Source organism: Thermodesulfobacteriota bacterium, from assembly GCA_030583865.1.
Lineage (GTDB): Bacteria > Desulfobacterota > GWC2-55-46 > GWC2-55-46 > GWC2-55-46 > UBA5799.
The window spans coordinates 2415430-2440352 of sequence record CP129479.1 but is presented as its reverse complement, the minus strand read 5'-3'; the positions used below and the strand labels follow the sequence as shown (position 1 = coordinate 2440352).

The window sequence follows — 24923 nt, the reverse complement described above, 5'->3', positions numbered from 1 at the left end:
GTCAAGCGCCTTGGTTCCCCCGAATTCATGTCATTAGGCAGGCGTATGCGCAGGGAAGACGGAAAAAAGATCCTCGTAAGGGTGCCCAACTGGATAGGCGATGCGGTCATGTGCCTGCCGGCACTGGAGGCGCTGAAGAGCCTGTACCCTTCTTCGAGGATAACCGTACTCGCGAAACCCAAGGTAATACCGGTATTCGAGAATAACCCGGCCATTTCGGAAATACTTGAGTTCGGCTCGAAAAAAGGCGGCATACTCGAAAAGCTTAGCGTCTCCTCGGAGCTTAAGGGCAGGGGGTTTGATACGGCCCTTCTTTTTCAGAACGCCTTTGAGGCCGCCTTCATCTCCTTCCTCTCAAGGATACCCGAGCGGGTCGGCTACGCAAGGGACTTTAGGTCTGCCTTCCTCACGAAGGCGGTCCCGGTGACCCGGGAAATAAAGAAAAGGCACCAAGTATACTATTACCTTAACCTTGTCGAGGCGCTTGGGCGCTCGGTAGATAAAGAGATAGCGCCAATCCCGAAGCTCTATATAAGCGAGGAGGAGGCAGGCTGGGCAAGGGGGTTCCTGAGGGACAAAGGGCTTTCAGGCCGCCCTCTTTTCGGGGCCGCGCCGGGAGCGAGCTACGGCCCGGCAAAGATGTGGCCCCCGGAAAGGTTCGCCTCGGTCCTTAAAGAGCTTTCAGAGGCCCGGAAAGGCGCTGCCCTTGTCTTCGGCGGCCCGGACGACAAGGAGGCGTGCGGCGCGCTCAAGCGGGCGTATCCCCGGGCATCGGATTTGTCGGGAGAGCTGAGTCTCAGGCAGTCCATGTCGCTCATGTCGCTCCTCGACGCCTTTATCACGAACGACTCGGGGCCCATGCACATATCAGCCGCATTGGGCGTCCCGACAGTAGCCATATTCGGCTCGACCGATTCCGTCCTTACCGGGCCTGTAGGGAAAAAAACGGCAGTCGTCGGCAAGAAGATGGAATGCAGCCCCTGTTTTAAAAGGGAATGCAAATTCGGACACTACGTGTGCCTTAGGGCCATAGATGCGGACGAGGTCCTTAAGGCAGCCAAGGGCTTGATCGCATGAAGAAAACAGCGGGGGCGGTCTTCCTCGACAGGGACGGCACCATAAACGAGGACGTGGGCTATCTTTCGGACCCGGACGGCCTTATCCTCATCGAGGGCGCGACAAAGGCCATAAGGCTCTTTAACGAGCGCGACCTTAAGGTGATAGTCTTGAGCAACCAGTCAGGCGTGGGAAGGGGCTATTATACCGACGCCCAGGTGCACGCCGTGAACCGGAGGCTCAAGGACCTCCTCGGCAGGGAAGGCGCGATAATCGACGGGGTATACTATTGCAACCACCACCCCGATATAGACTGCCAGTGCAGGAAGCCTTTGCCCGGCCTCGTGGAGCTCGCGGCGCTTGAGCACGAGTTCGATTCGAAGAAGGCCTACATGGTCGGAGACAAGGCCTCTGATGTCGGGCTTGCCAGGAACATAGGCGCTAAAGGCATACTCGTCCTTACGGGCAAGGGCGCGGGCGAGCTCGAGGGCATGGAAGAGGCCCCGGACTTCATAGCCAGGGACATCCTCGAAGCCGCGGCCTGGATCCTCGCAGACCTTGAACGGCCTCCCTTATGAAGGTCCTCATAATCAAGCTATCGTCCATCGGGGACGTAGTGCACACGCTCCCGGCCCTTGACGCCCTAAAGAAGGGCTTCAGGGCAAAGGGCGTTAAGGCCAGGATAGACTGGCTCGTCGAGGAGGCCGCAAGCGGCGTCCTGAAGGGGCACCCCTCCATCGACGAGGTTATAATCGTAAGGCGCGGCTGGGCGCGGAACCTCAAGGATAACCTCCGGACCGCGAGGCGCTTGAGAGAGCGGCGCTACGACCTTGCGCTCGATTTCCAGGGGCTCCTTAAAAGCGGCGCATGGGTCTGGCTTATTGCCGCTAAAAGGAGGGTAGGCTTCTCCAATTCACGGGAGTTGAGCCATGTTTTTTTAAATGAAAAGCTCCCGGCCTACGACCCTGAAAGGCACGCGGTAGACAGGTACCTCGACCTCGCAAGGCATGTCGTTGGGGTGGGGGGGCCGTTGGACGCGCCCGCCTTTACCCGCGGCCTCGGGGGAGCGGAGAGGTCTATTAAGAAGAAGCTTGCCGGAAAGGGGGCGGAAGGCCCTTTTTTCGTGATGGCGGCCAGGGCGAGGTGGGCCACCAAGCTCTGGGACGACGATAAATTCGTCGGGCTTGCCCGTAGGATAGCGGAAGAGAAGGGACTACGGCCCGTGCTCATAGGCGGCCCTTCCGACGCGTCAGGTCTTTCATCAATGGCCCGGGCCATAGGGAAGGGCGCTGTAAGCCTTGCGGGCGAGACGGACCTGAAGGAGCTTGCGGCCCTTATGAGGCTATCCAGGTTCGTCGTGACCGTCGATTCCGGCCCCATGCACATAGCCGCAGCCGCGGGCGCGCGCGTTATCGCCCTTTTCGGGCCGACCGCGCCCTGGAGGACCGGGCCGTATGGAGACGGGCACATCGTAATACGGAAAGGCATCGATTGCAGCCCCTGCTTCAAAAGGGAGTGCAGGGACCCGAGGTGCATGACGCTTATTTCTATTGACGACGTAATGGAGGCGGTGGAAAAAATGTGCCAGTCGCGTAAAGGCTGATGGATTTTATCACGGGACTCGACATCCGCCTTTTCCGGCTCATGAACACCGCCTGGACCTCCCAGGCCCTAGACCCGGTCATGGCATACGCGACCGAGAAGCTCAACTTCGTCGGCATGATGATAGTGGGCGCGGCGCTTGTCTGGATACTGGGGAGGAGGCGCGATTTCCGCGGGCTTTTCATCCTTCCGGCTGCGGTTTTAGTCGGAGAGCTCATGACTACCCTTTTTAAGTTCGCCCTCATGAGGCCCAGGCCGTGCCAGGCGCTCGAAGGGGTCAGGCTTCTTGTCGGCTGTCCCTCCTCTTATTCGCTCCCTTCCGGGCACGCTACCGCCGCCTTTGCGGCGATGGTCTTTCTTTCGGCAAGGCACAGGAGGTTCTGGCCGCTTTTTATTGTTTTTGCCGCCTTTGTCGCGTACACGCGACCCTATGCGGGAGTGCATTACCCGGCCGATATCGCCGCCGGCGCGCTCCTCGGGACTTTTATAGCGCTCGCCGCAATCAAGGCGGAAGAGAGGTTTTTCGGGGGCGCGGCCCCCGACAGGGGCAGGGATGAAAAAGAGGATGAAGATAAAGAGAAGTATTCTGAATAGGTTGGCTAAAGACTGTAAGCGCGGCAATCCTCTGGAATAATCGCTCGGGAAAGGTTACAATCTGGGGGTTTCCCCCGGAAAGGCGGAATAGGCGGATGAAAAGCGTAATCTCGACACTGGTCAAGGTCTGCGTAAGCGGAGCGATAATGTATGTGCTCCTCCGGAACCTCGACCTTGACGCGCTCTGGAAGACATTTGCCTCGGTAAACCCGCTCTCCGTCGCCTTCGTGGCCTTTGTCTTCCTTTCGGTGCAGACCATAGCCACGTACAGGTGGTCGGTGATACTCAGGAAGGACATGACCGTCCCCTATTCAAGGCTCCTCTCCATCTATTTCATCGGCCTCTTCTTCAATAATTTCCTCCCGACAATGGTCGGCGGGGACCTCGTCAAGGGCTACTATCTCTACAAGCATTCGAAAAAGGGAGACGTCGCGCTCGCCTCTATATTCATGGACAGGTACGCGGGTTTCGCCGCGCTCATGTGCATAACGGCGCTGGCCCTCGTCCCCGGGTACCCGCTCATAGCCGGGACCGGACTTCCGGGCTTTTTCGTCCTCCTCATAGGCGGCTTCACCTTCATGAGCATGGTCATCTGGATAGGGCCGCTCCATTCCTGGGCCATGCGCATATTGGACAGGGTCCACTTCTACGGCATCAACAGGAAGATAGACACCTTCTACAAGGTGCTCATGAGCTATAAGAGGCATCACGGCATACTCTACCGGATATTCGCTTGCTCGTTCGTCATCCAGGGAGGGGTCATAATCGGCTACTATGTGCTCGGCTCAGGGCTGGGGATGGACGTGCCGGTGGGCTACTACTTCCTCTTCATCCCGCTCACGACAGCCATCTCCATGCTCCCTATTTCGCTATCAGGGCTCGGCATAAGGGAGGGCGCGTTCATATTCCTCTTCACGATGATAGGCGCCTCGAAGGAGCAGGCAATCGCTTTATCTCTACTCTGGTTCGCGACCGGCGTGTTCGTGAGCATCATAGGGGGGGTCGAGTACGTAAGGATGGGCGGCAGGAAGGCTGTCGAGGAAGGCATGGCCCGGAAGTGATTTCAGGCTACCTCTAAAAATGATTATTTTTCCTGATCTCTGTGTCAGGGCGGAAATAAAAATGCTCACATATTACCATATATGCTGCGCTTTTTATTTCCGCCCTTCCTTGACCTCAGAAAAAATTCTTAATTTTTAGAGGCACCCTTCACATGTTTTTTGCGGCGCAGGCCTTTCGTAATCATTTAACGGAGGTGATTGATGGCAATCGACAAGGAGCTTCTCGATATACTTGCGTGCCCGAAGTGCAAGGGCGGCATAAAGCTGAATGAGAAGAAGGACGGGCTCGTCTGCGAAAGGTGCAAGCTCGTCTACCCGATAAAGGACGATATCCCGGTGATGCTCGTTGAAGAGGCTTCGCCGCTCAGGTAATGGGGCAGGGAACGCCACAGGGCGGCGGATATAAAACCGGAAGGGCAAGGGTCGCTGTAGCCATCCCAAAGTTCGGGCTTGTAGGCGGCGGCGAGCGCTTCGCGAGCGAGCTTACGGAGCGCCTTGCGCTCTCCGGAGAGTACGAGATACACGTCTTCGCGAACAAATGGGTGGCGCGCTCGGGCCGGATAACGTTCCACAAGGTCCCGATGGTCCGCTTCCCCAGGTTTCTCCGCCCGTTGTCGTTCGCGTTTTTCGCGCAGAAGCTGGTAGACAGTGGCGGATTCGATATCGTCCACGCGCACGACTGGATATTCCGCGCAGACGTCTTTACAATGCACTGCGTGCCCCACGCGGGCTGGGCGCGGGAGGTAAGGAGGAAGCACCCGAGCCTCTTTGACCGGGCGATAACGGGCCTTGAGAGGCGGATGCTCGCGTCAGGGAGCGCCTCGGTCTTCCTTCCGGTCTCGTCCATCGCTTTAGAGGCGTTCCGCCGCGAATACCCCTCCCTCGCCGGACGCTGGCAGACCATGCACCCGGGTGTGGAGTATGAAAGGTTCTCCAGGCCTGACCGCGCCGCATGCCGGGCCGGGATACGGGAGCGCTACGGCATAAAGGATTCGGACCTCCTCCTCCTTTTCGTGGGCATGAACTTCGAGGTCAAGGGGCTGGATGCCATTATAAGGGCCGTTTCGCTGGCGCGCTCCAGAAGGCCGGGTGCGGGAATAAGGCTTCTGGTTGTGGGGCGGGGAGACGAAAAGAGATACGGCGAGCTTGCCCGCTCGCTCGGCATCGGAGACGCGGTTATATTCGCGGGCAAGCAGGCGGAGGGGCTGGAGAGGTATTACAGGGCCGCAGACCTTTTTATAATGCTCTCGGCCTTCGATACCTTCGGCATGGTGGTCCTGGAAGGAATGGCGGCAGGACTCCCCGTAATAGTAAGCCCGAATGTCGGGGCAAAGGACCTGGTCGAGGACGGCGTAAACGGCTTTGTCCTGCCGGACGGAAAGGACGCGGATGAGGCGGCTGAAAGGGTATTGCAGCTGCTGGATGCGCTCCGGCGCGAGGCAATGGGAAAGGCGGCGGCGAGGACCGCGTCTTTACACGACTGGGACAGACTGACCGGTAAGATGAGAATAGTTTACCAGGAAGTCCTTCTTAAAGGCTGCGCCCTTGCCGGGGCAGGCGCGTGATGGCCGGGAAAGCGCCTGACATATCGGTCGTGATAGTCTCTTACAATACCGCGGGCCTGCTCGCGTCCTGCCTCGAATCTGTCCTGGCTACAGAGGGCGTCTCGTATGAAATCACGGTCGTGGACAACGCCTCAAAGGACGGAAGCCCCGAGGTGGTCCGAAAACGGTTCCCCTCAATCAGGCTCATCGTCAACAAAACCAACAGGGGCTTCGGGGCCGCTAATAACCAGGCGCTCCCCGGCTGCGCCGGAAGATACATTGTGCTCCTGAACCCGGATACCACGGTCGAGCCGGATTCGTTCAGGAAAATGGCCGAGTTTATGGACGGGCACCCGGAAACCGGGCTGGCCGGGCCGATGGTGCTCAATGCCGACGGCACGCGGCAGGACTCCGTCTCCTTACGCTACCCGGGGCACCGGCACGGGGCCGCTGATCTTGGCCGCCTCCCGGGGGAGATAGCCTGCGTGCTGGGGGCCTGCCAGATCGCCCGCGCAAGCCTTATGCGGGACCTCGGCGGCTTTGACGAAGATTTTTTTCTCTACGGCGAGGACCAGGACCTCTGCCTCAGGGTGCGCAAACACGGCTTCGAGATTGGCTTTATCCGGGACGCCGTTATAATGCACCACGGTGGCCAGAGCGAGATCGACACGCTCCCGGCGGAGCTGGTCAGGAAAAAAATGCGTGCGGAGTACCTGTTTTACCGGAAGCATTACAGGGCTGAGTCCATTCGGAGGATACGGAACGCACAGAGACTGCACGCACTCTGGCGCATATTGAGCATCCGCATGCTGCTCCCCGTGGCAGCTGACAAGACAGCGGCGCTCCGGAAGCTCGAAAGGTACAGGGTTGTGATGGAAGAAGCAGCCGGATAGAGGCGTGGTCAATCGCTGGTTTTGGCAGTCGGAATTGAAAGGGCTCAGAAAGGGCTTAGAATGCTTCTGCGCGGAACGGAAATAGATATTTCCGTAAAAAAGAATATCCGGGGGCTGGTCGCGCGTGCTGGGGGGAGAGTCGAACAGTTGGTAGAATACGGGTCCTGCACCGTGGAAGACGTCAACATACCCGATGGGGGTTTCGGGAAGGTCTGGAAGGCTGGCAATACGCCCGGTTTCAAATATTCCATCTCCATTTTGAGAAGACTTATAAAGCAGGAAATAAAATTTCTGTGGCACGGGCATAGAATATCCAGGGACAGGAAAACCATTATTCTTGACATGCACGATGCGCATAAGGTTTCGCGGCTGAAGCACAGATATGATTGTTCAATTTCCTCCAACCTGCTGGAGCACTCGCCTAACCCGATATGGCTCCTCCTGAATTTTCATTTTATAACCAGGGAAGAGGGCCATCAGTTCCATGCCATCCCCCATTATTCTTTTACCTATGACAAGTTCAGGGCCCCTACGCCTCTTGAGCACATGATCGAGGATTTTGAGAAAATGGCTGACGCTTCGGATTCCAGCCATGTAGAGGACTACAGGCAATCGGCCATTGTGAAAGACGGCTGGCAGAAAAAATTCCATGAGAAGTACCCGTTGGAGTACCCTTACATACATTTCCATGTTTTCGATGAAAACAACACGAAGGCTCTGTTTGAGTTCGTATTCCAGGACGTAACAGTGGACATTTACAAGAACGACAGGTTTTCGGATAATGTCATCATTTGCAGCAATTCCCTGAATCCAAAGTTTGCCGAAAGGTATAAGGATTTCTTGCAGGGCATGGGTGGAAATGGGGAATAGGCCTGCAACGGGAATAATCCCGGAAGCTGTGTCTGTCGGCGCATTACCCGGCTGCGAAGACTTCCGCTTCGAGCGCCTTGCCATATCCGGCATCGATAATGAGCCTGTCCTCTCCCGGAACGCGCCTGGACAGAGGGAAGAGGAATTTTGCCTTTTCCATAAGGACATGCCCTCAGGTGATGCTTATGTCTCCCTCCTTTCCGAGCGCGTCGAGACAGGAATAAAAGACCGCCGCCCGCTTCCTGTCGTCCGTTTCGCTGACGGCGAATACGAGTTCTACAGCGCTTCACTTAAATGCAATGGCCTGTATAAGCAGGCCGAGTCCGTCGAGGCTATCCGCGCGGCGTTCCCGGCGCACGCGGAAGCCCTCAGGTATCTTTCCATGAACGGCTTCATGGCCCCGCTTCTTTTCCCCGGCAACATGCGCCGCCGTGGCCGGTTTCGCGCGCTCCTGGGTAAAAAGAACGGGGAGGATTCCGCGCTCCGTTTCCTCGAGTTTCTTGCCCGATACGGGATAAACCTGACCGGCGCCAATTACATGCCTTTTTACGCGGTCTACGCCTATCTTTCAGGAGAAAGGTTCGCGGCGGCAGTGGATAGCAAGACGGTCTGCGTCATCAATTCGGATTTTAACGAGAAAGAATGCTATGGCTGGTTCGGGCGGGCTGGTTCTCATCCGAGGCTCATACACGCACCCATCCCTGATTCATACGCCGCGACCAGGTGGGACTCGATGCGAGAGGGCGTTTTCCGCGCGGTCAAGGAAAAGCCGGACTGCTTCCTGGTGGGGGCAGGCGTGGGCGCGCTCCAGGTGTGCGTGGATGCGGCCAAGAGGTTTTCCGTCCCCGCCATTGACGCGGGGCACATCATAAACATGATGAACGGGCTTGAGCGGAAGTCAAACGGGCCGCGCCTGTATACATTCAAGAGATGAGCAAGCTCCGTGAAATGAGACGGTCCTTCCGGGCCTGGAAGAACTGCCGCCGCCTTGAAAAGGAGGGGGGGCATTATGAAAGGCTCTTCCGGGAGCGGGGCCTCTCCATCCCCGGGGACGCGGAAATCAGCGCGCTCGTAAAGAGGCGCTTCCCGGATAAGACCCCCAAGCCGAAAGTCCGCCTGCACATCTTAGCCGTCTATCACAATTACAACTGGGAGGGGCCGTCCTTCGGGCCGTCGCTTGCGGCATTCGGCGAGGTGCGCACGATCGACTGGCGCGACCCCGCGCTCGCGGGTGGAATAAAGCAGGGCGAAAAGGGCTGGATGGCCCGGATGAACGGGGGCCTCCTTCGGAAGGCGGCTGAATGGAATTCAGTCCGCCCCTTTGACGCAGTCTTCACCTACATATCAGGCGAGCAGATAACGCCCGAGGCGATGGACGGGCTTCGCGCGCTTGGCGCGCCCATTGTCAATCTCGCCCTTAACGACAAGGAGGCCTTTGTCGGCAAGGTACGCGGCGGACGCGCTCGCGGCGCAAGGGACATATGCGGCCGCTTTGACCTCTGCTGGACCAGCACCGAGGACGCGCTCCCGAAGTACCTGGCCGAAGGCGCGATACCCATTTACATGCCCGAGGGGGCCAACCCGCTCGTCCACAGGCCGTATGAGGTGGAGAAGGAGTTCGATATTTCCTTCGTGGGGCAGTGCTACGGGAACCGGCCAGAGGTCGTCTCTCGGCTGAGGGCGGCAGGCATAAAGATCGAGGCCTTTGGGCCGGGCTGGCCTAACGGCCCACTGCCGACCGAAGAGATGGTCCGCACATGGTCCCGCTCCCGCATAAACCTCGGCTTCGGCGGAGTTCTCGGGCACAAGGGCGCTTTCTGCCTCAAGGGCCGCGATTTCGAGGTGCCCATGAGCGGCGGGCTCTACCTCACGGAGCACCACGAAGAGCTCGCCCCGTTTTACGAGATAGGCCGCGAGATAGCCACATATTCCGGTTTCGACGACCTGGTCGAAAAGATACGCCGGCTACTTTCCAGCCCGGACGAGGCTGAGGCCATACGCCGCGCGGGCAGGGAGCGCGCGCTACGCGAGCACACGTGGGAGATGAGGTTCGAGAGGGCGTTCCGGCTTGTAGGGGCGTTGAGTAAGAATTGCTGAACAGAACCTACTCGCGTATTGCAACCGGCCCGGTTTTTTTCATGTCCAGTATTGATAACGCTTCTTTAATGACGGGTACTGCTGTCAGCTCGTCAAGGCAGATGCTCTTTCCGCTCCCGTTACAGCCCTTATTGCTGCAAGGCAGGCAATGCATTTCCGGGGCAACAACCCTGTGAAGGCCGTCCAGCACCCGCCAGTCGCGCCAGTCCGTGGGGCCGTGGATTGTGATTGTCGGCGTCCCTACTGCCGCCGCGATATGGGATGCGGCGCTGTCCACCCCCAACTGGAGCGCGCTCAGTGCAATGAGAGCTGAAAGCTCCGGAAGATTAGTCTTCCCGGCAAGATTGAAAGTGTGACCCTCGCGGCCTGTTCTGATTTTTTCCGCTTCCGGAGATTCGTCTTTGGAGCCGACCAGCACTGATGGAACCCGGCAATTTCCCCAGAGCTCGTCAATGACCTCCCCCCATTTCCTCCCCGGCCATTCCTTGTACTTCCAGCGCGAAAAGGGGTTTATCGTGATCAGCCTTGTGCCGCGCGGAAGACCTGATTCTGAAACGAGCGTCCGGGCGCGCGCGAGGTCGTTCTGCGAAAAATAAAGGCGCGGCATCGAGTCTTTTGTCTCTATGCCGATGGCGCGGAGTATGCGGAGCGACTGGTCCGCTCCGGGGTGAACAGGCAAAGGAGCGGGCATGAGGTCCCGGACTGTCCTGGTGAAAAGGAGGTTACGCCAGACGGGCTTTTTGCAGTGCACGCCGACGCGCGTCCGCGCGCCTGTAAGAAAGCTCATGACGGCCCCCCTGTCCCCGGTGCGGAGGTCTATTACGAGGTCGTACCGCGCCTTGCGGATGCGGCGGACTAAAGACGCTTGTCCTGCAAAGGCTTTCAAGGGGTTGCCGCGCACCTTCCCGGCCTCCACGACCTCATGGAGGTGCGGGTCGGCCGCGAGGAGGCCGCCAAACGGCTTCCGCACCATTACGGAAACAAATGCTCCAGGATATTTTTCCTTAATAGCGCGTATCGAAGGGGTGGTGAGGACGACGTCGCCGATATCGCCGAGCTGGACGAGAAGAATATTTGATGCGCTGGCCACAGAATGATTCATCTTTTCAAACAAGACCGCAGCCGGTGTCTGACAATCCTGCGCTCGATCTTGAAGCGGATCGCGGCACGTTGCAGCCTGCCTAGGGGCTTCTCGCGGAAGTGCGCGTGGAAGGCGCAAAAATCATAGCATGTCGCGAGCCGCCCGATCAACCGCCGGGTCGGTAATATCCAAATATCCGACCACCGCAACTGACGCAGCTCGAAATCATCAGGGTACTTGTGCTTGAGATAATGGCCATATGTCTCGTACTCGGAAAAAGGCAGCCCCTGATTCATGCGATTGATTATTGCGGCATACCAGGGAGGGCCGCCGGTGAACATCTCGCGCATCTCGCTGACACGCTGTTTGTTGAATAGCATATGGTGGACTACGAACGAATATTCGCGCTCGGCCTGAAACCCCATCAGCCGCTCGAAACCTTCGAAATACGGCTTATGGTGGTCGATGCTTTCGCTTGTAGCGTAAAGTGGCTTGCCTGAAGCGCTGAAAAGAGGGGTTTTTCTCAAAAAAACGGTATCTGCATCGACCGCAAGGTAGTGGTCCGTTGTAACATGATCCGCTATGCCGAGCTTCAATATCTGCTGGAAATACCAGCCCCAACGCTTGCCGGAGTGGGAGGAGAGCTTGAGTCCGGGAATAACGGCGTCCTCGTCCACGAACTCGATATCGTACTTCTCAAGCAAGGGCCTTGAGGCGGCGCTCCCTATTACGAGGACACGAGATGCCGGGAGATTGGATCGTATGCCCTCGATGCACCAGGGGAGGGTATCAATGTCTTTCGGGTGAAAGGGTATGACGACGTCGACCTTCATTGCGCATCATCCCGCAATGGCGACTGTCTGGCGCCCGCGAACTAGTATCCGGTATCCGTCGGCGGCAAGCACAGGCAAAAGGAGGCGGCCTTTCCCGCCGGACGCGATATCGGTGTCGTCTATGACTATTATGTTGGGCCTGTTGAGCTTGGGCTTGGCCTTGAGGTATGCCAGCACATGATTCTCGGCGTATTCGGTCCCTGGAAGCACGTCCCATGCGTCCAGGTACAGGAGGTCGATCTTATCCCTGAACTTTTCGAGGAACCCTATCCCATCGGCCTTCTTTACTGTACAGTTCCTGTATTTCTTGCAGCTTCTCTTTGCGATTGAAACGGCTTTGCGGTCTATGTCCACGGAATAGACCTGCGCGCCTGAGCTGGCCCAGATAACGGTTGAATGGCCGTCGTTGCAGCATTCGGGGTTGAACTCGTTTATGCCGTGAAGCATCTCCTTTCTCATGCACCCGATCTCGACGATGACACGGCCTTTTATGGCATTGAAGAGCTTCAATGAAGCCATCAGGTATTTATGCGGTTTCCCTCTTTCATATGCCTGCTCCTGGAAAGAGAGCTCTATTTTATCAAACACCTTGTCGTCTTTGCCCAAGACGGTTATTTCATCGACAATCGAATCTATGCCTTCCATGAAACCCCCCCTCGTAATGTGCAGCATTATGGCCTGGCTGCCCAAGCAGCCCTATCCACAAAAATTGTGTTTATATAGGTATCGGCATAAACAAAATAACCGTTGCTCTGCATGAACTCGATGGTAGGCACTATCTTCTTTTCGGATTTGTCCTCCGTATAGGTGATTGTTTCAACGCAAAAGATTTCGGGCCGGTACTTGGCAAAATCGAATGATTTCAGGATTTCCAGGTCAAGCCCTTCGACATCCAGGGATATGAAATTGGGACAACCCTTTAAATATTTTTCTATGACTTCCACTAAGGTTATTAGCGGGATTGTAATTACTTTTTCTATGCTCAGATTCCCATATGAACACATACGCTCGGCTTCCTCTTTTGAAAATGTGCTGAGCGTTGCCTCATTCATAATATAAAAAGGGGCTTCAGCGGCTGCGGAGAGCCCGATGCCCATATTAATGCATATGTCTTTCGGTCTTTTTCTTTGGATGTTCTTGCACAGTACCCGGTTCGGCTCAATGCAGACCCCGTTGCTCCCTTTTTGATAGAAAAAGTAGGTATTGCTGAGGTAGACAGGATTAAATGCCCCGATATCGATATAAGTGGGTCTTTTAATGCCTAAAGCGGCAAGGACGCCCGCGATGATAATGTCTTCGCCGCACTGCGAATAGCTGATTTTCGAATGCTTGCCAAACAGTAACCTTTTAATCGCACCCAAGGGACTTTTCTCCAAAATTGCCGGATTTTTTTGGAAACCGGAAAAACTGAACATCAAGTCGGCGATTGCGGAAGCTTTCTTTGGCCTCCTTCCCCCATCTCCGCAAGCTTCATGTACTTGTAGAAAGTAACCTCGGCGGTCGAGAACGCGACGAGTAGCCCCGCCCTGCCGTCGAGGAACCCGAGCTTGAACACATAAGACTTAAGGAATACGAAGAGCGTCCTTGCCAGTATGTTTAGCGTCCCGGCGCGCTTGCCGCGCTTGTTAAGAAGCCTTGCGCCGAGGGTGGAGTAGCGGTCAACGCGGCTCAGGAAATCTCCTGCCTCGTTATAGGAGTGGTGGAGAAGCGGGCTCTCAAGGAGCCCAGTCTGCCCGCCATAGAGCACCGTCTCGTGCACTATGCGGTCGTCAAACCTTGCGGATCCGCGCCTGAAAAGGCGCAAGACCTCGTCCGGCCACCAGCCGCCCCTTCGCACCCAGGTCCCTTGGTAGATGTTTTTGCGCTTGACGCGATAGGCCTCGAATCGCGGGGCCCGGACCGTTGAGATTATCTCGCTTGCAAGCTCTCTGGTCACGCGCTCGTCAGCGTCCAGCGAGAAGATCCATTCTTTGGTGGCGAGAGCGAGCGCGCGGTTTTTCTGCGCCCCGAAGCCCTCCCATGGAAAATCGCGGTAGACCACCTTCGGGTATCCGGCGCATATGGCCGCGGTCCGGTCGGCGCTGCCGGAATCGACTACTATTATCTCATCGGCCCACGAGAGAGTATCCAGGCACGCGCCGATGTTCCTCTCCTCGTCCTTCACTATCAATATGCACGAGACGGCAGTTTCCATGTCCTGTCAATCAATCAAGCGCCTTCCAGCCGGCGCCGCGGGTTTTTTTGTTGAGAATGGAGATAGGGGATCTGGCCGAAGCGTGCCGAAGCGCATTTTGACCGGAAGGCAAGTCGGCCGCCACGTACTTTATGCTTCCTTCAGTATTTCGCGGGGTTTCTGCGTGGCCGCCTTTTCAGGCCTCTGCCCCAGCGCTTCCGGGCAGCCTTCGAGGTGCCAGTTGAGGAGGGCCGCGTAGAGCCGGAGCTTCGAGCGAAGCCGCCCGACTAAAAACAGGGTCGCGAGGTTCAGGAGGCCGATGGAAACGAAGCTCCAGGAGAGCTTCGCCACAAGCCCGGCCTTGAGTAGCGCCAAAGCCTTTCTGCTCCTGTTCTTCCGGAAGAATATGTAGCGCGACCGCCAGTATTCCGTCCTCGCCCTTACCGGGACCTTGCGGGCGCTCCCGCCCTGCAGGTGGTATATCTCCGCTGCCGGGTTATGGAGGACGTCCCAGCCTTTTTCCCTGAACCTCAGGCACCAGTCGGTCTCTTCGAGGAAGAAGAAGTAGTCCTCGTCAAGGAGGCCTGTCTCCTCAATGGCCTTTTTCCTCACGACCATGCAGGCGCCGACTATGGATTCGACCTGTTGAATCCCCCTGGCTGCCCCGTTCTCCTTTCCGGGAAACCTTTTCGGGAAGAGCCTCCGCAGCACGCTTTTGTTCAGGAGCTCGGTTGCGAGCGTCGGGAAGTTAGCTATCGAGTTCTGCCTTGAGCCGTCCTCGTTAAGGAGGGAGCCGCCGCATACGCCTGCCCGGGGGTTCTTTTCCATGCACTCGACGAGAGACGCTATCGCGTTCTCCTTAAGGACCGTATCGGAGTTGAGTAGCACGGCGTATTTGCCGGAAATCCTCTTGAGGGCAAGGTTGTTCGCCCTGGCAAAGCCGAGGTTTTCGGAGTTCTGGATGAGCTTTGCCTGGGGGAAGCGCTCCCGGACCATGCGGACGCTCCCGTCGGAGCTTCCGTTGTCAACGACCCATATCTCGAAGGGCAGCCTGACCGTCTTCCGGATGGACTCGAGGCAGTCCCGGAGGAGGTCCTTGGTATTCCAGTTTACGATTACGAATGAAACGGCAGGACTGACCATATTTTCACCGATTTAAGGAGTGGGGCCGGAGGCGGCCATTCCCGGACACAACGCCTTAATATGCTAAATAATCTGGATTTTTTTTTCAAGCTAATTGTGAGCGGTTACGCAGGTCCCGGAGCGCCGGGACGGAAAGCGCCCGGAGGGCTATCTTTCGTGGAGGGCCGCCCGGCAGGGATTTTTTTTTGTGCTAAACTTGCCAATTACAGGCCATTTCCAAATCTCATTCAGGCTGCTCAAAAAGCTCAAGGTGCAAGGAGTCGAAAAATGAGGAATGAGCGTACTTTTTTGTGCGCCGCAATGACGAATTCTGAAGACGACACGGCAGATTGGGCTTTTTAAGCAGCCCTTTAGACTGGAACACATCTTCTATGCCCAGAATCTCAGTAACCATAATAGCCCTGAACGAGGAGGCCAGGATCCGCGACTGCCTTGAGAGCGTGAGCTGGGCCGACGAGGTGCTTGTCTCGGACTCCGGCAGCACCGACAGGACCGTTGAGATATGCAAGGAGTACGGGGCCAGGGTCTATAGCGACGAATGGCTCGGGTTCGGCCGCCAGAAAAACCTCGTGGGAGACAGGGCCTCCGGCGACTGGATACTGAACATAGACGCCGACGAGAGGGTCTCCCCCGACTTGAAGAACGAGATGCTCCGCGCAATCGGGTCGGACGGAAGGGCCGGGTATCTCGTTCCGAGAAAGAACTTTTTCGGAGGCAAGTGGATAAGGCACTGCGGCTGGTGGCCGGACTACAACCTGCGGCTCTACAGGAAGGGCGCGGGCCGGTTCATCGACAGGTACGTCCACGAGAAGGTTGTCGTGAACGGCCGGACGGAAAGGCTATCGAACCCGCTCGTCCACATGACGTACAGGGATGTCTCGGATTACCTCAAAAGGATGGAAAAATATTCGTCCCTCGCCGCGGAGGAGATGCTGAACGCAGGCAGGAGCGCGGGGCTGGCGGACATCTTCTTCAGGCCCACGTTCACTTTTTTCAAGATGTATGTGCTCAGGCGCGGCTTCCTGGACGGCACCGCAGGGGTGGTCCTCTCCATACTCTATGCCTCCTATACGCTCGCCAAGTACGCAAAGCTGTGGGAGATGAAGGCTGGCATCAGGGGATGAGCAGGGAAGGCCTGATTAATCAACAAACGTTGTCATTCTGAGCGGGTGAGCCGAAGCCCTGAGTGAATCGAAGGGGAAGAATCTCGTATCATGCTGACTTTTCAGGATACGAGATTCGTATCTCGCCCCTCCGGACTGCCTCGCCAAGAGGCTCGGCATTCAATTTTTGCTGTCCTGCAAAAATTGCCGGTCGCTTGCGCTCCCTCAGGATGACAGAAAACGGAATAACGGATCGTATTAAGGCAACCTCGAAAAATTAGAGATTTTTCCCGCTTTTCCCGGAAGGGCGGGAATAAAAAGCGGAGCATATATGTGAATATGTGAGCATTTTTATTCGCGCCCTGATGCTGAGTCCGTGGAAAATAGCAATTTTTAGAGGTTGCCTTAATTCAATCTGGGGCCGTAATCATGTGGACCATATTCCATACAGAAGCCTCTCTCGGCTGGGGCGGGCAGGAGATACGGGTGCTGAACGAGTGCCTCGGCATGAAGTCCAGGGGGCACAGGCCTGTTATTATCTCAGAGGAGAACAGCGGGATTTTCCGGAAGGCCCGGCAGGCGGGCATTGAGGCCATGCCTGTTTCGTTCAGGAAAAAGGACTACCCCGCCTCGCTCGTGAAGCTCGTAAAGATGATAAGGAGCTTAAGGCCGGATATCGTAAACACGCACAGCTCAAGGGACAGCTGGCTCGCCTCGGCCGCGGCCATGCTCATAAGGCCAAGGCCCGTCATCATAAGGACCCGCCACATATCAACGCCGGTATCGACAGGGCTCGCGTCCTCCATAATCTACAGGCATATCCCTGACCGCATAATAACTACCTCCGAGGCAATAAGGGAACGGCTCATCGATGTAAACAGGGTCGAGCCCGGGAAGGCCGTTTCCGTCCACACAGGCATAGACATGGACGCGTTCGACCCGGAGATCAGGCACCCGGACCTCCGGGCGGAACTTGGGCTTCCTGCTTCTTCTCCCCTTACAGGGATGGTATCGGTCTTGAGGAGCTGGAAGGGACACGACTGCCTTATCGATGCGGCAGCGCTCGTCAAAAAGACGTATCCCGAGGCCTGCTTCATAATAGCGGGCGACGGGCCGAGGGGGGAACATATCAGTAAAAAGATCGCCTCTTCCGGGCTCGAAAAGACCGTACTGATGCTCGGGCACAGGGACGATGTGCCGATGCTCCTCTCCTCTCTCGACGTGTTTGTCCAGCCGTCGTACGCGAACGAAGGCGTTCCCCAGTCGATCATGCAGGCTATGGCCATGAAAGTCCCGGTCGTGGCCTCTGACCTTCCCTCCTTCAGGGAGATAGTGGAGGACGGGAGGACGGGGCTCCTCTTCAAGGCAAACGACCCCCGGGGGCTCGCCGATAGTATATCCATACTCCTTGAAGACAGATTGCTTGCCAGGAGGCTTTACGTGAACGCTCGGAGGCTCGCCATCGAAAGGTTTTCAATAAATAGAATGCTCGACAGGACAGAGGAGATATATGGGGAGCTCCTCGGCTCATCGAAATGCCGGATAGCCGGCAGGGGCCTCCTATGGAAGGCTGAGACCAGGTGAATGTAGCCATCGTCCTTATGAAATACAACCCCTTCGGGGGCTATGAGCGTCAGGCCGCGATCCTTGCAAGGGCGCTTGCAAAAAGGGGCGACCGTGTGACGATAATAGCCGGGTCGTTCGAAGGGGCCCCGGAAGAAGGCATGGAAGTGATAAGGGCGCCGGTAATAAGGCTCTCTTCGTGGCTCAAGGTGCTCTCTTTCGCCCTCTCCAGCAGGTCGGTTATATCAAGGCGGCCCGGGGGCTTCGATATTGTAATCGCCTTTGACAGGACGCTCGTAGCTGATATCTACAGGGCAGGGAACGCCTGCCACAGGGAATGGCTTGCGTTCAGGAAGAATAATTTCGGGCTGAGGGACAGGTTGTCGGTCCTCATGAACCCTCTCCACGCGGTGGTAAGCGGGCTGGAAAAGAGGCTGTTGAGGGGCTTGGTGGAAAGGGGAGGGAGGATAGTGGTCCTCTCCGACCGCGGGAGGGATGAGATATGCCGCCATCATGGACTGGAGCGGGACCTTTTCACGGTCGTACCGCCTGCCGTCGACCTTGACCGGATAGGGTTCAGCCCGACAGATGAGCGGAAAGGCCCTGCGAGAAAGGCCCTGGGCATACCCGGCCAAATCCCTGTCATTCTCCATGTGGGCTCGGGTTTCCGCATAAAAGGACTTGAGGCGACGATCAGGGCGCTTGCGGCCCTTAAAAGTGACGGCAGGGAAGCGCTCCTGCTTGCGGCGGGAAAGGACAGGAGCGGGACAAAGCGGCTTGGCAGTCTCGCCAGGAGCCTGGGCGTATCCGGGAATGTTTATTTTCCGGGCGGGGTGAAAGACGTCGGAGCGCTATATGACGCATCCGATGTATTCGTGCTGCCGTCGCTCTTCGAGACATTCGGGGCAGCGGCTATCGAAGCCCTCGCAGCCGGGCTGCCGGTCATAATAGGGAAGGGGGCGGGCGCAGCTTTTTTTATTCAGAAGGAGAGGGCAGGAAAGGTCATCCAGACCCCTGCCGACCCGGATGAGCTTGCAGGTCTTATCCAGGAGGCGCTTTCGACGGACCGGATGCTCAGGCGGATTGGCGGGCTAGCAAGAGAGCGGGCCCGGAGAAGGGAAGCTGCGCAGAAGTGCTCGGCCGAGGAGGTGACCGCGGTCTTTGCCTCTCTTGTTGACGAAATTGCGCTGTCCAAAAGGGCGCTCAACGAGGCCTCCCTGCAGGCCGGGCTCGCTTGAGCATGCCGGAGGCAAGCGTAATCATAGGCGCGTATGACAGCCTCCCGTATCTCAAGCTCTGCATCCGCGCGCTTGAAAGGCAGACCTTCAGGGACTTTGAGGCGCTTGTGGCCGATGACGGCTCAGGCCCGGAGGTCGGGGCATGGCTCAGGGCCCGGAAGTCCTTTTTCCCGCTCCGCCACGTCTGGCAGGAGAAGAGGGGCTTCAGGAAATGCAGGATATTGAACCGCGCGGTGATGGAGGCGAGGGGCAGGTATATCGTCTTCCTTGACGCGGACTGTATAGTCGCAAGGGACTTCCTCGATGTGCACTTCAGGAGCCGCAGGCGCGGGGAGTTCCTCGGCGGGAGGAGGGTGATGATGGGTATCCCCGTCTCCGAGAGGGTCACGGCGGAGATGGTCGATAGGGGATACTTCGACGGGCCGACCCTCTGGGGCCTTTACCATACGCTCAGGGGGGGGCTCAGGTATTACGAGGAGGCGCTGAGGCCGCTTTATCGCCTGAGGGGGAATAGTCCCTTCAGCCTCCTCGGGTGCAATTTTTCAATACACAGGGAAGACCTCCTTTCGGTCAACGGCTTTGACGAGGAGTACGAGCACAGGGGCGGTGGCGAGGACACGGACGTAAGCTACAGGCTTGAGAAAGCGGGCTTTGCCATGAGGTCCGTGAGGTACAGGGCGATACAGTTCCACCTTGGTCACGAGAGGTCCGGGAGCAAGGACATATCTGCAGGGATGTTCAGGGCCAAAAAGGCCCGGATAAGGGACGCGGCGGACGCTAAAAAGGTGAGGAGCGTCTTCAATCCGTCTCCGGCGTCGTCTATGGCGGGGGCTGAATAATGGCCGCACGGAGGCCCAGGATAGCGCTCCTCCGCTCCGTAGTCCCGCATACGACCGCCTGGTATTATTTCAGGGCCTTCAAGCGGCTTGGAGTGGACCTCGTCGACCTTCCGTTCCATCCCCGCGAGACTCCGGAATTGAAAAGCATACCTGACTCGGACCTGGCTATCCTGATTGACTGCGGCCTGCCGATCGATTTGCCGGCGCTTGAGAGCTTCGGCGGCGCAAAGGGCTTCGTGAGCATAGATTCCTGCCACAAGCTACCCATGCACCGGGCGCTCTGTGAGAGGTACGCGTTCGACTTCATCTGGGTGGCGCAGAAGCATGTCGTCAAGGAGTTCGGCAGTAACGCAAGGTGGCTGCCGCTTGCCGCCGAGCCCGAGTCGCACGCCTACAGGCCTGGCATGGCAGGGGGGGGATTTTTTGACAGGCTCTTCCGGAAGAGGCACTACGACATAGCCATGTGCGGCGCCCCGTACGAACACAGGAGGAGGTTCGAGCGGCTTTTCAAGAAATCAGGGCTATCGGCCAGGTTCCTTTTCAGGAAGAGGTTCGGGGTGGCGGCCACGCGCGAGCTTGCTCGCTCAACTATCGGCTTCAACGCCGGGGCCGGTTTTGACGGCGCAAAGGGAATGGACATGAACATGCGGGTATTCGAGACAATGGCCAACGGCCAGTGCATGCTCCTTACCAACACCTACGAGGGGCTCGGCTATGAAGAGCTTTTCGAGGAAGGTCGGCATTATATCGGCTACAGGACCGAAGAGGAGGCAGTTCAAAAGGCCCTCTACTACTCTAAAAACCCGGAAGAGGCGGTAGAGATTGCAAGGGAAGGGCAAAGGCGCGTGCTTGAGAACCATACTTATCTCCAGCGTTGCAACGAAATAATTGCCTCCGTTCTCGACGGCAGGTGACGGAAGCCGAGAGGGAAACAACCTGAACACATCCGGACCTTCAAACTCGCCAACCCCGGCCCTTGAAAGGGCCGCGCTCGCCTCGATGGGAGTGTACCTCTTCGCGTTGAACCTTCCAGGCGTTGTCACCCTGAGGGAGGCCGGCTTCTTCCTCGCGCTTTTTCTGGCGGCCGCGCACATGTGGAGAAAGGGCAGGGTGGAATGGCCTCCCATGCGCCTTCTACTCTTCATCTGGCCCGCGCTCGCTCTCCTTACGATAATCCCCGGCGAGGACGTCTCCCGTTCCCTCTCGGAGATAAAGAAAGAGATAGTCTATCCTGTGCTGGCCTTCTGGGTCTTTTATGCAATGACGAGGAGCGGGCGGGACTTCGCGTATCTCGGCATGTGGTTTCTTTCAGGGGCCGCGCTCATGGTCGCGGCAGGCATCTATTTTTATTATGTCCTGGGCCTCGGCTTCGACTCACTGGAAGAGAGCGGGTTTGCCTACGGCAAGAGGGCCTATTACGGTTTCTTCATGGCCTCTGCCGCGGTGGTCGGGCTGGGACTCGGGCTTGCGAGAGGGCCGGGCTGGGTCCGGGCGTTCGCGCTTGGGCTTGCGCCGCTTTGCATGCTCGGCATCTACTTCGCGAGGCTAAGGGCCGGGTATCTCGCGGTCATAGCCGCTGCCGCGGTTTTCATCATATATGGGAAGATACTGCGGTACGGCCTCAAGGTGCGCCTGGCTTCGATTGCGGTCGCGGCGCTCGTCCTGGTCTCGGTTGTCCCGATGGTATCGACCACGCGCGACCTGAACATGGATTTGAGCATCGAAGGGTGGAGGGGCGCGATAAAGGAGCTCAAGGTCGAGGAGAGGTGGATAATCTGGGAGGGCTCTTTCCGTGAGATAATGAAGAGGCCTTTCCAGGGCCTCGGCTTCGGCAACAAGGAGATATTCGTCCCCGCGTTCAGGCTCGGCCATGTCTATCCGCATAACCTCTTTTTAAGCTACGGGGTAATGGCCGGGGCAGGCGGGATTATTTTCCTGCTGCTCCTTTTCTGGAGGCTCTTCAGCCTCATGCATTCGGCTGTTTCAATTTCCCGCCCGGGAAAGGAAGGGTTCTATATAGGCGTATCAGGCGTGGGGCTCCTCCTGGCCTTTCTGGTGCTCAACATGACGGAAGACATAATGACCCGGCATACGGGGCAGACCTTTTGGGCCCTGTCGGGCATGGTCCTCGGGAGCCTGAAAAGTTCCGGTACGGATGAACGGAGGCCAGCATGATACACCTTCTGATATGCCCTCACAGGCTCGACTACGGGGGCTCGCAGCTCGGGATACACCACTGGGCAAAGCACCTGGACAGGTCCCGGTTCATGGTGAGCGTCCTTGCCATGGGGAAGGGGGGGTTGAGCGAAAAGTTCGAGGCCAGTTACCCGGTCTTCTATGACGGCCCCGATTATCCGAATATAGAAGACTACATACGGCGGCTAAGGCCCGACATCGTTCACTGCGCCCCGGGCGGCGGAAGCGACCACGAATACATAAGGAAGTCCGCTCGCCTTACGACTGTAACACAGACGGTCATGTGCCCGAGGCAGGCCGGAAACTTCGACGACGTGGCAGGTTCGGTCGTCCTCTCAGGCTTCGTCCTTTCGCTCCAGAAGAGGAAGGAGAACATAATACGGATAGACCTGCCTTTTGACGCAGGAGAATACGACGCCCGCTACGGGAGGGCCCATTTCGGCCTCCCCGAAGGGAAGCTCTTGATTTGCTCAATCGGGAACGCCAGGAAAGAGAACACACATTTCATGCGGATAGCGAGGCGCTATGAAAACCCGGACGCGCATTTCGTCATAAGGTCTGAAAGGTCCTATAACTATTTTTTCGGGAGAAAGAGGGTTACGGTGCTAAGAAGTAGGCTTACCGAGGACGAAAAAATGAGCCTCATGCGCCTTTCCGACGTCTTCCTTTATCCCACATCCAATGAATCCTACGGCATGGTCTTCCTCGAGGCGATGGCGAATAATCTCCCCATAATCACCTATGACGACGCCGCGAACAGGGAGGTTGTGGGCGAAGGGGGGCTCCTGGCCCGCCTTAACGACATTCAGGGCATGGCCGCGCTCCTCGACAGGCTCGTAAAGGACAAGTCGCTCAGGGAGGGGCTCGGGAAAAAGGGGCATGAGCTCCTTATGAAACGGAACGACCCCGGGGCTATCGCACGGAAATACGAGGAGTTTTTCCTCAACGCCCTTCAGTCTGGAAGTGCGTAAAAAGCCCGGATTCGACCCCTGCCCCTGAGCCCTGTTGCCCTTCTTTTTGAATTCCCATGCCCATCGAGACATTTCAGCTTACTTTATTGCCTTGCCAAATGTATCTGTGTTATAAATCTCAATTGGCACAATTACGGCAAAAGACATGAAAAAGTACCTGAGCGCCAGGCGGGCGCAGTCGATAATCGAGAAGTTCGGAAGGGCGCGGGTCCTCGTGGTCGGCGACCTCATAATGGACCATTTCATATGGGGCAAGGTGAAGAGGATATCGCCTGAGGCCCCGGTCCCGGTCGTCGAGGTCACCTCCGAGTCCATAATGCTCGGCGGGGCGGCAAACGTCGTGAACAACATCCACAGCCTCGGCGGCAGATCGCTCGTAACGGGAGTCGTTGGGAACGACTCCGACGGGAAGAAGCTCGTCGCCTCCCTTAAGGAGAAGGGCATCCCGGCAGACGGCATAGTAACCGACCGTAAGAGGCCTACCACCATAAAGACAAGGATAATCGCCCATCACCAGCAGGTCGTAAGGTTCGACCGCGAGATGCGTGACAGGATCGACCCTGAAGCGACCGACAAGGTGCTGAAATACATTAAAAAAGCCGCCAGGTCCGCTGACGTTGTGGTCGTATCGGACTATGCCAAGGGGCTTGTTACCCAGCGCCTGATGGATGAGACGAACTCGCTCTGCCGCGATATGGGGAAGCCCGTGGCAATCGACCCCAAGGTCGAGCATTTCGACTTCTACAGGGGCTCGTCCATAGTCACCCCCAATAACCTCGAAGCTGGGCAGGGCTCCGGCATCGAAATAACCGATGACGAGTCTCTCCACAGGGCCGGGCAGGCCCTTTTCAGCAGGCTCGGTTGCCAGGCGCTCCTCGTAACCAGGGGGGAGAACGGCATGAGCCTTTTTGAGCCGGGCAGGGAAACCCACATACCGACCGTCGCGCAGGAGGTCTTTGACGTAAGCGGCGCCGGAGACACGGTCATTGGGACGCTCGCGCTCGCGCTCGCCGCAGGGGCAAGTTACAGGGAGGCCGCCGTCCTCGCGAACTTCGCGGCCGGCGTGGTGGTCGGGAAGATCGGGACCGCCACCCTCACCCCCGTTGAGCTACTCAAGGCGGCTCAATCGAACCTGAGAACAGGGCTGCCGAAGTAGGCACGCCAGAATCTTTCCGGGAAGGGTCCGCATGGCAAGGTCAATGACAGGCTGGGGCAAAGGCGATTTCAATATCGGGGGAGACCTTTACGCCATAGAGGTAAAGGCCCTTAACCACAGGTTCATCGACATCTCGATGAGGGCGCCCGAGAGGTTCTCTCCGTTTGAGACGAAAATCCGCGACGAGATAAAGAAGAGGTTCGCCCGGGGCTCTTTCTCGGTCCACATAATCCCGGTCTCCGCGGAAGCGCCGCCATTGAGGCTCAACCTGCAGATGGCGAAGCTCTATCTGGACGCCGCAGCGGAGCTAAAGTCAGCTTACGATGTAAGGGGCGAGATGGACCTCGCCTCCCTCTTGAGGCAGAAGGACATCTTCACCTTCGAGAGGAGGGGCTCGATAACGGACGAGGACTGGGAACCGCTTCGCGCCGGGCTCGAAAGCGCCCTCAACCAGGTCGAGGCCTGGAGGGCGAGGGAAGGGGAGGCTCTGAGGACCGACCTCCTTTCAAGGGCCGATTCGCTCGAAGGGCTCCTCTTCACCATAGAGGCCCGGATTCCGAAGATGCTCGAATCATACAGGGAGAGGCTAAAGGCCGAGATGGAAAAGGTGCTGGCCGAGAGGATAGAGGAGTCGCGGATACTCCTGGAAGCCGCCATATTCGCTGAAAAGACCGACACCGCAGAGGAGGCGACGCGCCTTAAGAGCCATATCGAGATGTTCCGTAAGCTCGCGGCCTCCGATGGGCCCATCGGCAAGAAGCTCGATTTCCTGTGCCAGGAGCTGGGCAGGGAGATAAACACCATAGGCTCAAAGGCCAACGACGTGAAGATCACCCAGACCGTCATCGACATGAAGAGCGAGGTCGAGAAGATAAGGGAGCAGGTCCAGAACGTCGAATGACGCCGGCCT

Annotated in this window: 26 protein-coding genes; 20 read left to right on the top strand and 6 right to left on the bottom strand. The window is 57.5% G+C overall.

The features are described from left to right. Positions 1-45 precede the first annotated feature (45 nt). From waaF to QY316_11590, 11 genes are all read left to right on the top strand, one after another. Complete coding sequence (gene waaF, locus QY316_11640) at positions 46-1077, top strand: lipopolysaccharide heptosyltransferase II (protein ID WKZ32551.1); 1032 nt, start codon at positions 46-48, stop codon at positions 1075-1077. Further along, complete coding sequence (locus QY316_11635) at positions 1074-1634, top strand: HAD family hydrolase (protein WKZ32550.1); 561 nt, start codon at positions 1074-1076, stop codon at positions 1632-1634. Before waaF ends, QY316_11635 begins: the two co-directional genes overlap by 4 nt. Next, entirely contained in the window at positions 1631-2659 is a 1029-nt protein-coding gene (locus tag QY316_11630) for a glycosyltransferase family 9 protein (protein ID WKZ32549.1), read from the top strand. Before QY316_11635 ends, QY316_11630 begins: the two co-directional genes overlap by 4 nt. Further along, a complete protein-coding gene (locus QY316_11625) occupies positions 2659-3252 on the top strand; it encodes a phosphatase PAP2 family protein (GenBank protein ID WKZ32548.1) in 594 nt (197 codons plus the stop codon). The genes QY316_11630 and QY316_11625 overlap by 1 nt, the downstream gene beginning before the upstream one ends. A gap of 95 nt (positions 3253-3347) precedes the next feature. After that, positions 3348-4313, top strand: a complete 966-nt coding sequence (locus QY316_11620; GenBank protein ID WKZ32547.1) for a lysylphosphatidylglycerol synthase transmembrane domain-containing protein — start codon at positions 3348-3350, stop codon at positions 4311-4313. A gap of 201 nt (positions 4314-4514) precedes the next feature. Next, positions 4515-4685: a Trm112 family protein gene (locus QY316_11615; protein WKZ32546.1), complete on the top strand. Its 171-nt coding sequence runs from the start codon at positions 4515-4517 to the stop codon at positions 4683-4685. Next, positions 4685-5878, top strand: coding sequence for a glycosyltransferase family 4 protein (locus QY316_11610; GenBank protein ID WKZ32545.1), 1194 nt, complete (start codon positions 4685-4687; stop codon positions 5876-5878). The genes QY316_11615 and QY316_11610 overlap by 1 nt, the downstream gene beginning before the upstream one ends. After that, a complete protein-coding gene (locus tag QY316_11605; protein WKZ32544.1) occupies positions 5878-6750 on the top strand; it encodes a glycosyltransferase family 2 protein in 873 nt (290 codons plus the stop codon). The genes QY316_11610 and QY316_11605 overlap by 1 nt, the downstream gene beginning before the upstream one ends. 60 nt (positions 6751-6810) lie before the next feature. Then, entirely contained in the window at positions 6811-7620 is an 810-nt protein-coding gene (locus tag QY316_11600) for a hypothetical protein (GenBank protein WKZ32543.1), read from the top strand. A gap of 166 nt (positions 7621-7786) precedes the next feature. Then, entirely contained in the window at positions 7787-8554 is a 768-nt protein-coding gene (locus QY316_11595; protein ID WKZ32542.1) for a hypothetical protein, read from the top strand. A gap of 14 nt (positions 8555-8568) precedes the next feature. Continuing rightward, on the top strand, positions 8569-9717 hold the full coding sequence (locus QY316_11590; protein WKZ32541.1) for a glycosyltransferase: 1149 nt from the start codon (positions 8569-8571) through the stop codon (positions 9715-9717). Positions 9718-9724: 7 nt separating this feature from the next. On the opposite strand, the gene QY316_11585 is transcribed toward QY316_11590, so the two are convergent. The 6 genes from QY316_11585 to QY316_11560 form a co-directional block, all read right to left on the bottom strand. Beyond that, positions 9725-10807: a glycosyltransferase family 9 protein gene (locus QY316_11585; protein WKZ32540.1), complete on the bottom strand. Its 1083-nt coding sequence runs from the start codon at positions 10805-10807 to the stop codon at positions 9725-9727. Positions 10808-10815: 8 nt separating this feature from the next. Further along, positions 10816-11631 (bottom strand): DUF6492 family protein, encoded by an 816-nt coding sequence (locus QY316_11580; GenBank protein WKZ32539.1) that lies wholly within the window; start codon positions 11629-11631, stop codon positions 10816-10818. 6 nt (positions 11632-11637) lie between these two features. Then, positions 11638-12276, bottom strand: coding sequence for a class I SAM-dependent methyltransferase (locus tag QY316_11575; GenBank protein ID WKZ32538.1), 639 nt, complete (start codon positions 12274-12276; stop codon positions 11638-11640). 26 nt (positions 12277-12302) lie between these two features. Next, on the bottom strand, positions 12303-13046 hold the full coding sequence (locus tag QY316_11570) for an FkbM family methyltransferase (protein WKZ32537.1): 744 nt from the start codon (positions 13044-13046) through the stop codon (positions 12303-12305). After that, positions 13046-13825 carry a glycosyltransferase family 2 protein gene (locus QY316_11565; protein ID WKZ32536.1) on the bottom strand — a complete coding sequence of 260 codons (780 nt, stop codon included), beginning with the start codon at positions 13823-13825 and terminating at the stop codon, positions 13046-13048. Before QY316_11565 ends, QY316_11570 begins: the two co-directional genes overlap by 1 nt. 129 nt (positions 13826-13954) lie before the next feature. Further along, the gene (locus QY316_11560; GenBank protein WKZ32535.1) at positions 13955-14947 is read right to left on the bottom strand and encodes a glycosyltransferase family 2 protein; all 993 of its coding nucleotides are present in this window, start codon (positions 14945-14947) and stop codon (positions 13955-13957) included. A 371-nt stretch (positions 14948-15318) separates the two neighbouring features. On the opposite strand from QY316_11560, the gene QY316_11555 reads away from it, so the two are divergent. The 9 genes from QY316_11555 (at position 15319) to QY316_11515 (ending at position 24914) form a co-directional block, all read left to right on the top strand. Further along, on the top strand, positions 15319-16071 hold the full coding sequence (locus QY316_11555; protein WKZ32534.1) for a glycosyltransferase family 2 protein: 753 nt from the start codon (positions 15319-15321) through the stop codon (positions 16069-16071). Positions 16072-16479: 408 nt separating this feature from the next. Next, positions 16480-17634: a glycosyltransferase gene (locus QY316_11550; GenBank protein ID WKZ32533.1), complete on the top strand. Its 1155-nt coding sequence runs from the start codon at positions 16480-16482 to the stop codon at positions 17632-17634. Further along, positions 17631-18851, top strand: a complete 1221-nt coding sequence (locus tag QY316_11545) for a glycosyltransferase family 4 protein (GenBank protein WKZ32532.1) — start codon at positions 17631-17633, stop codon at positions 18849-18851. The genes QY316_11550 and QY316_11545 overlap by 4 nt, the downstream gene beginning before the upstream one ends. Before the next feature lie 2 nt (positions 18852-18853). Beyond that, positions 18854-19690, top strand: coding sequence for a glycosyltransferase (locus QY316_11540; GenBank protein ID WKZ32531.1), 837 nt, complete (start codon positions 18854-18856; stop codon positions 19688-19690). Continuing rightward, positions 19690-20604: a glycosyltransferase gene (locus QY316_11535; GenBank protein ID WKZ32530.1), complete on the top strand. Its 915-nt coding sequence runs from the start codon at positions 19690-19692 to the stop codon at positions 20602-20604. Before QY316_11540 ends, QY316_11535 begins: the two co-directional genes overlap by 1 nt. Beyond that, positions 20579-21865 carry an O-antigen ligase family protein gene (locus QY316_11530; protein ID WKZ32529.1) on the top strand — a complete coding sequence of 429 codons (1287 nt, stop codon included), beginning with the start codon at positions 20579-20581 and terminating at the stop codon, positions 21863-21865. The genes QY316_11535 and QY316_11530 overlap by 26 nt, the downstream gene beginning before the upstream one ends. Continuing rightward, positions 21862-22857: a glycosyltransferase family 4 protein gene (locus QY316_11525; GenBank protein WKZ32528.1), complete on the top strand. Its 996-nt coding sequence runs from the start codon at positions 21862-21864 to the stop codon at positions 22855-22857. Before QY316_11530 ends, QY316_11525 begins: the two co-directional genes overlap by 4 nt. A gap of 145 nt (positions 22858-23002) precedes the next feature. Further along, positions 23003-24013: a D-glycero-beta-D-manno-heptose-7-phosphate kinase gene (gene rfaE1 / locus QY316_11520; GenBank protein WKZ32527.1), complete on the top strand. Its 1011-nt coding sequence runs from the start codon at positions 23003-23005 to the stop codon at positions 24011-24013. A 31-nt stretch (positions 24014-24044) separates the two neighbouring features. Then, positions 24045-24914, top strand: a complete 870-nt coding sequence (locus tag QY316_11515) for a YicC/YloC family endoribonuclease (GenBank protein WKZ32526.1) — start codon at positions 24045-24047, stop codon at positions 24912-24914. The last annotated feature ends 9 nt before the right edge of the window (positions 24915-24923 follow it).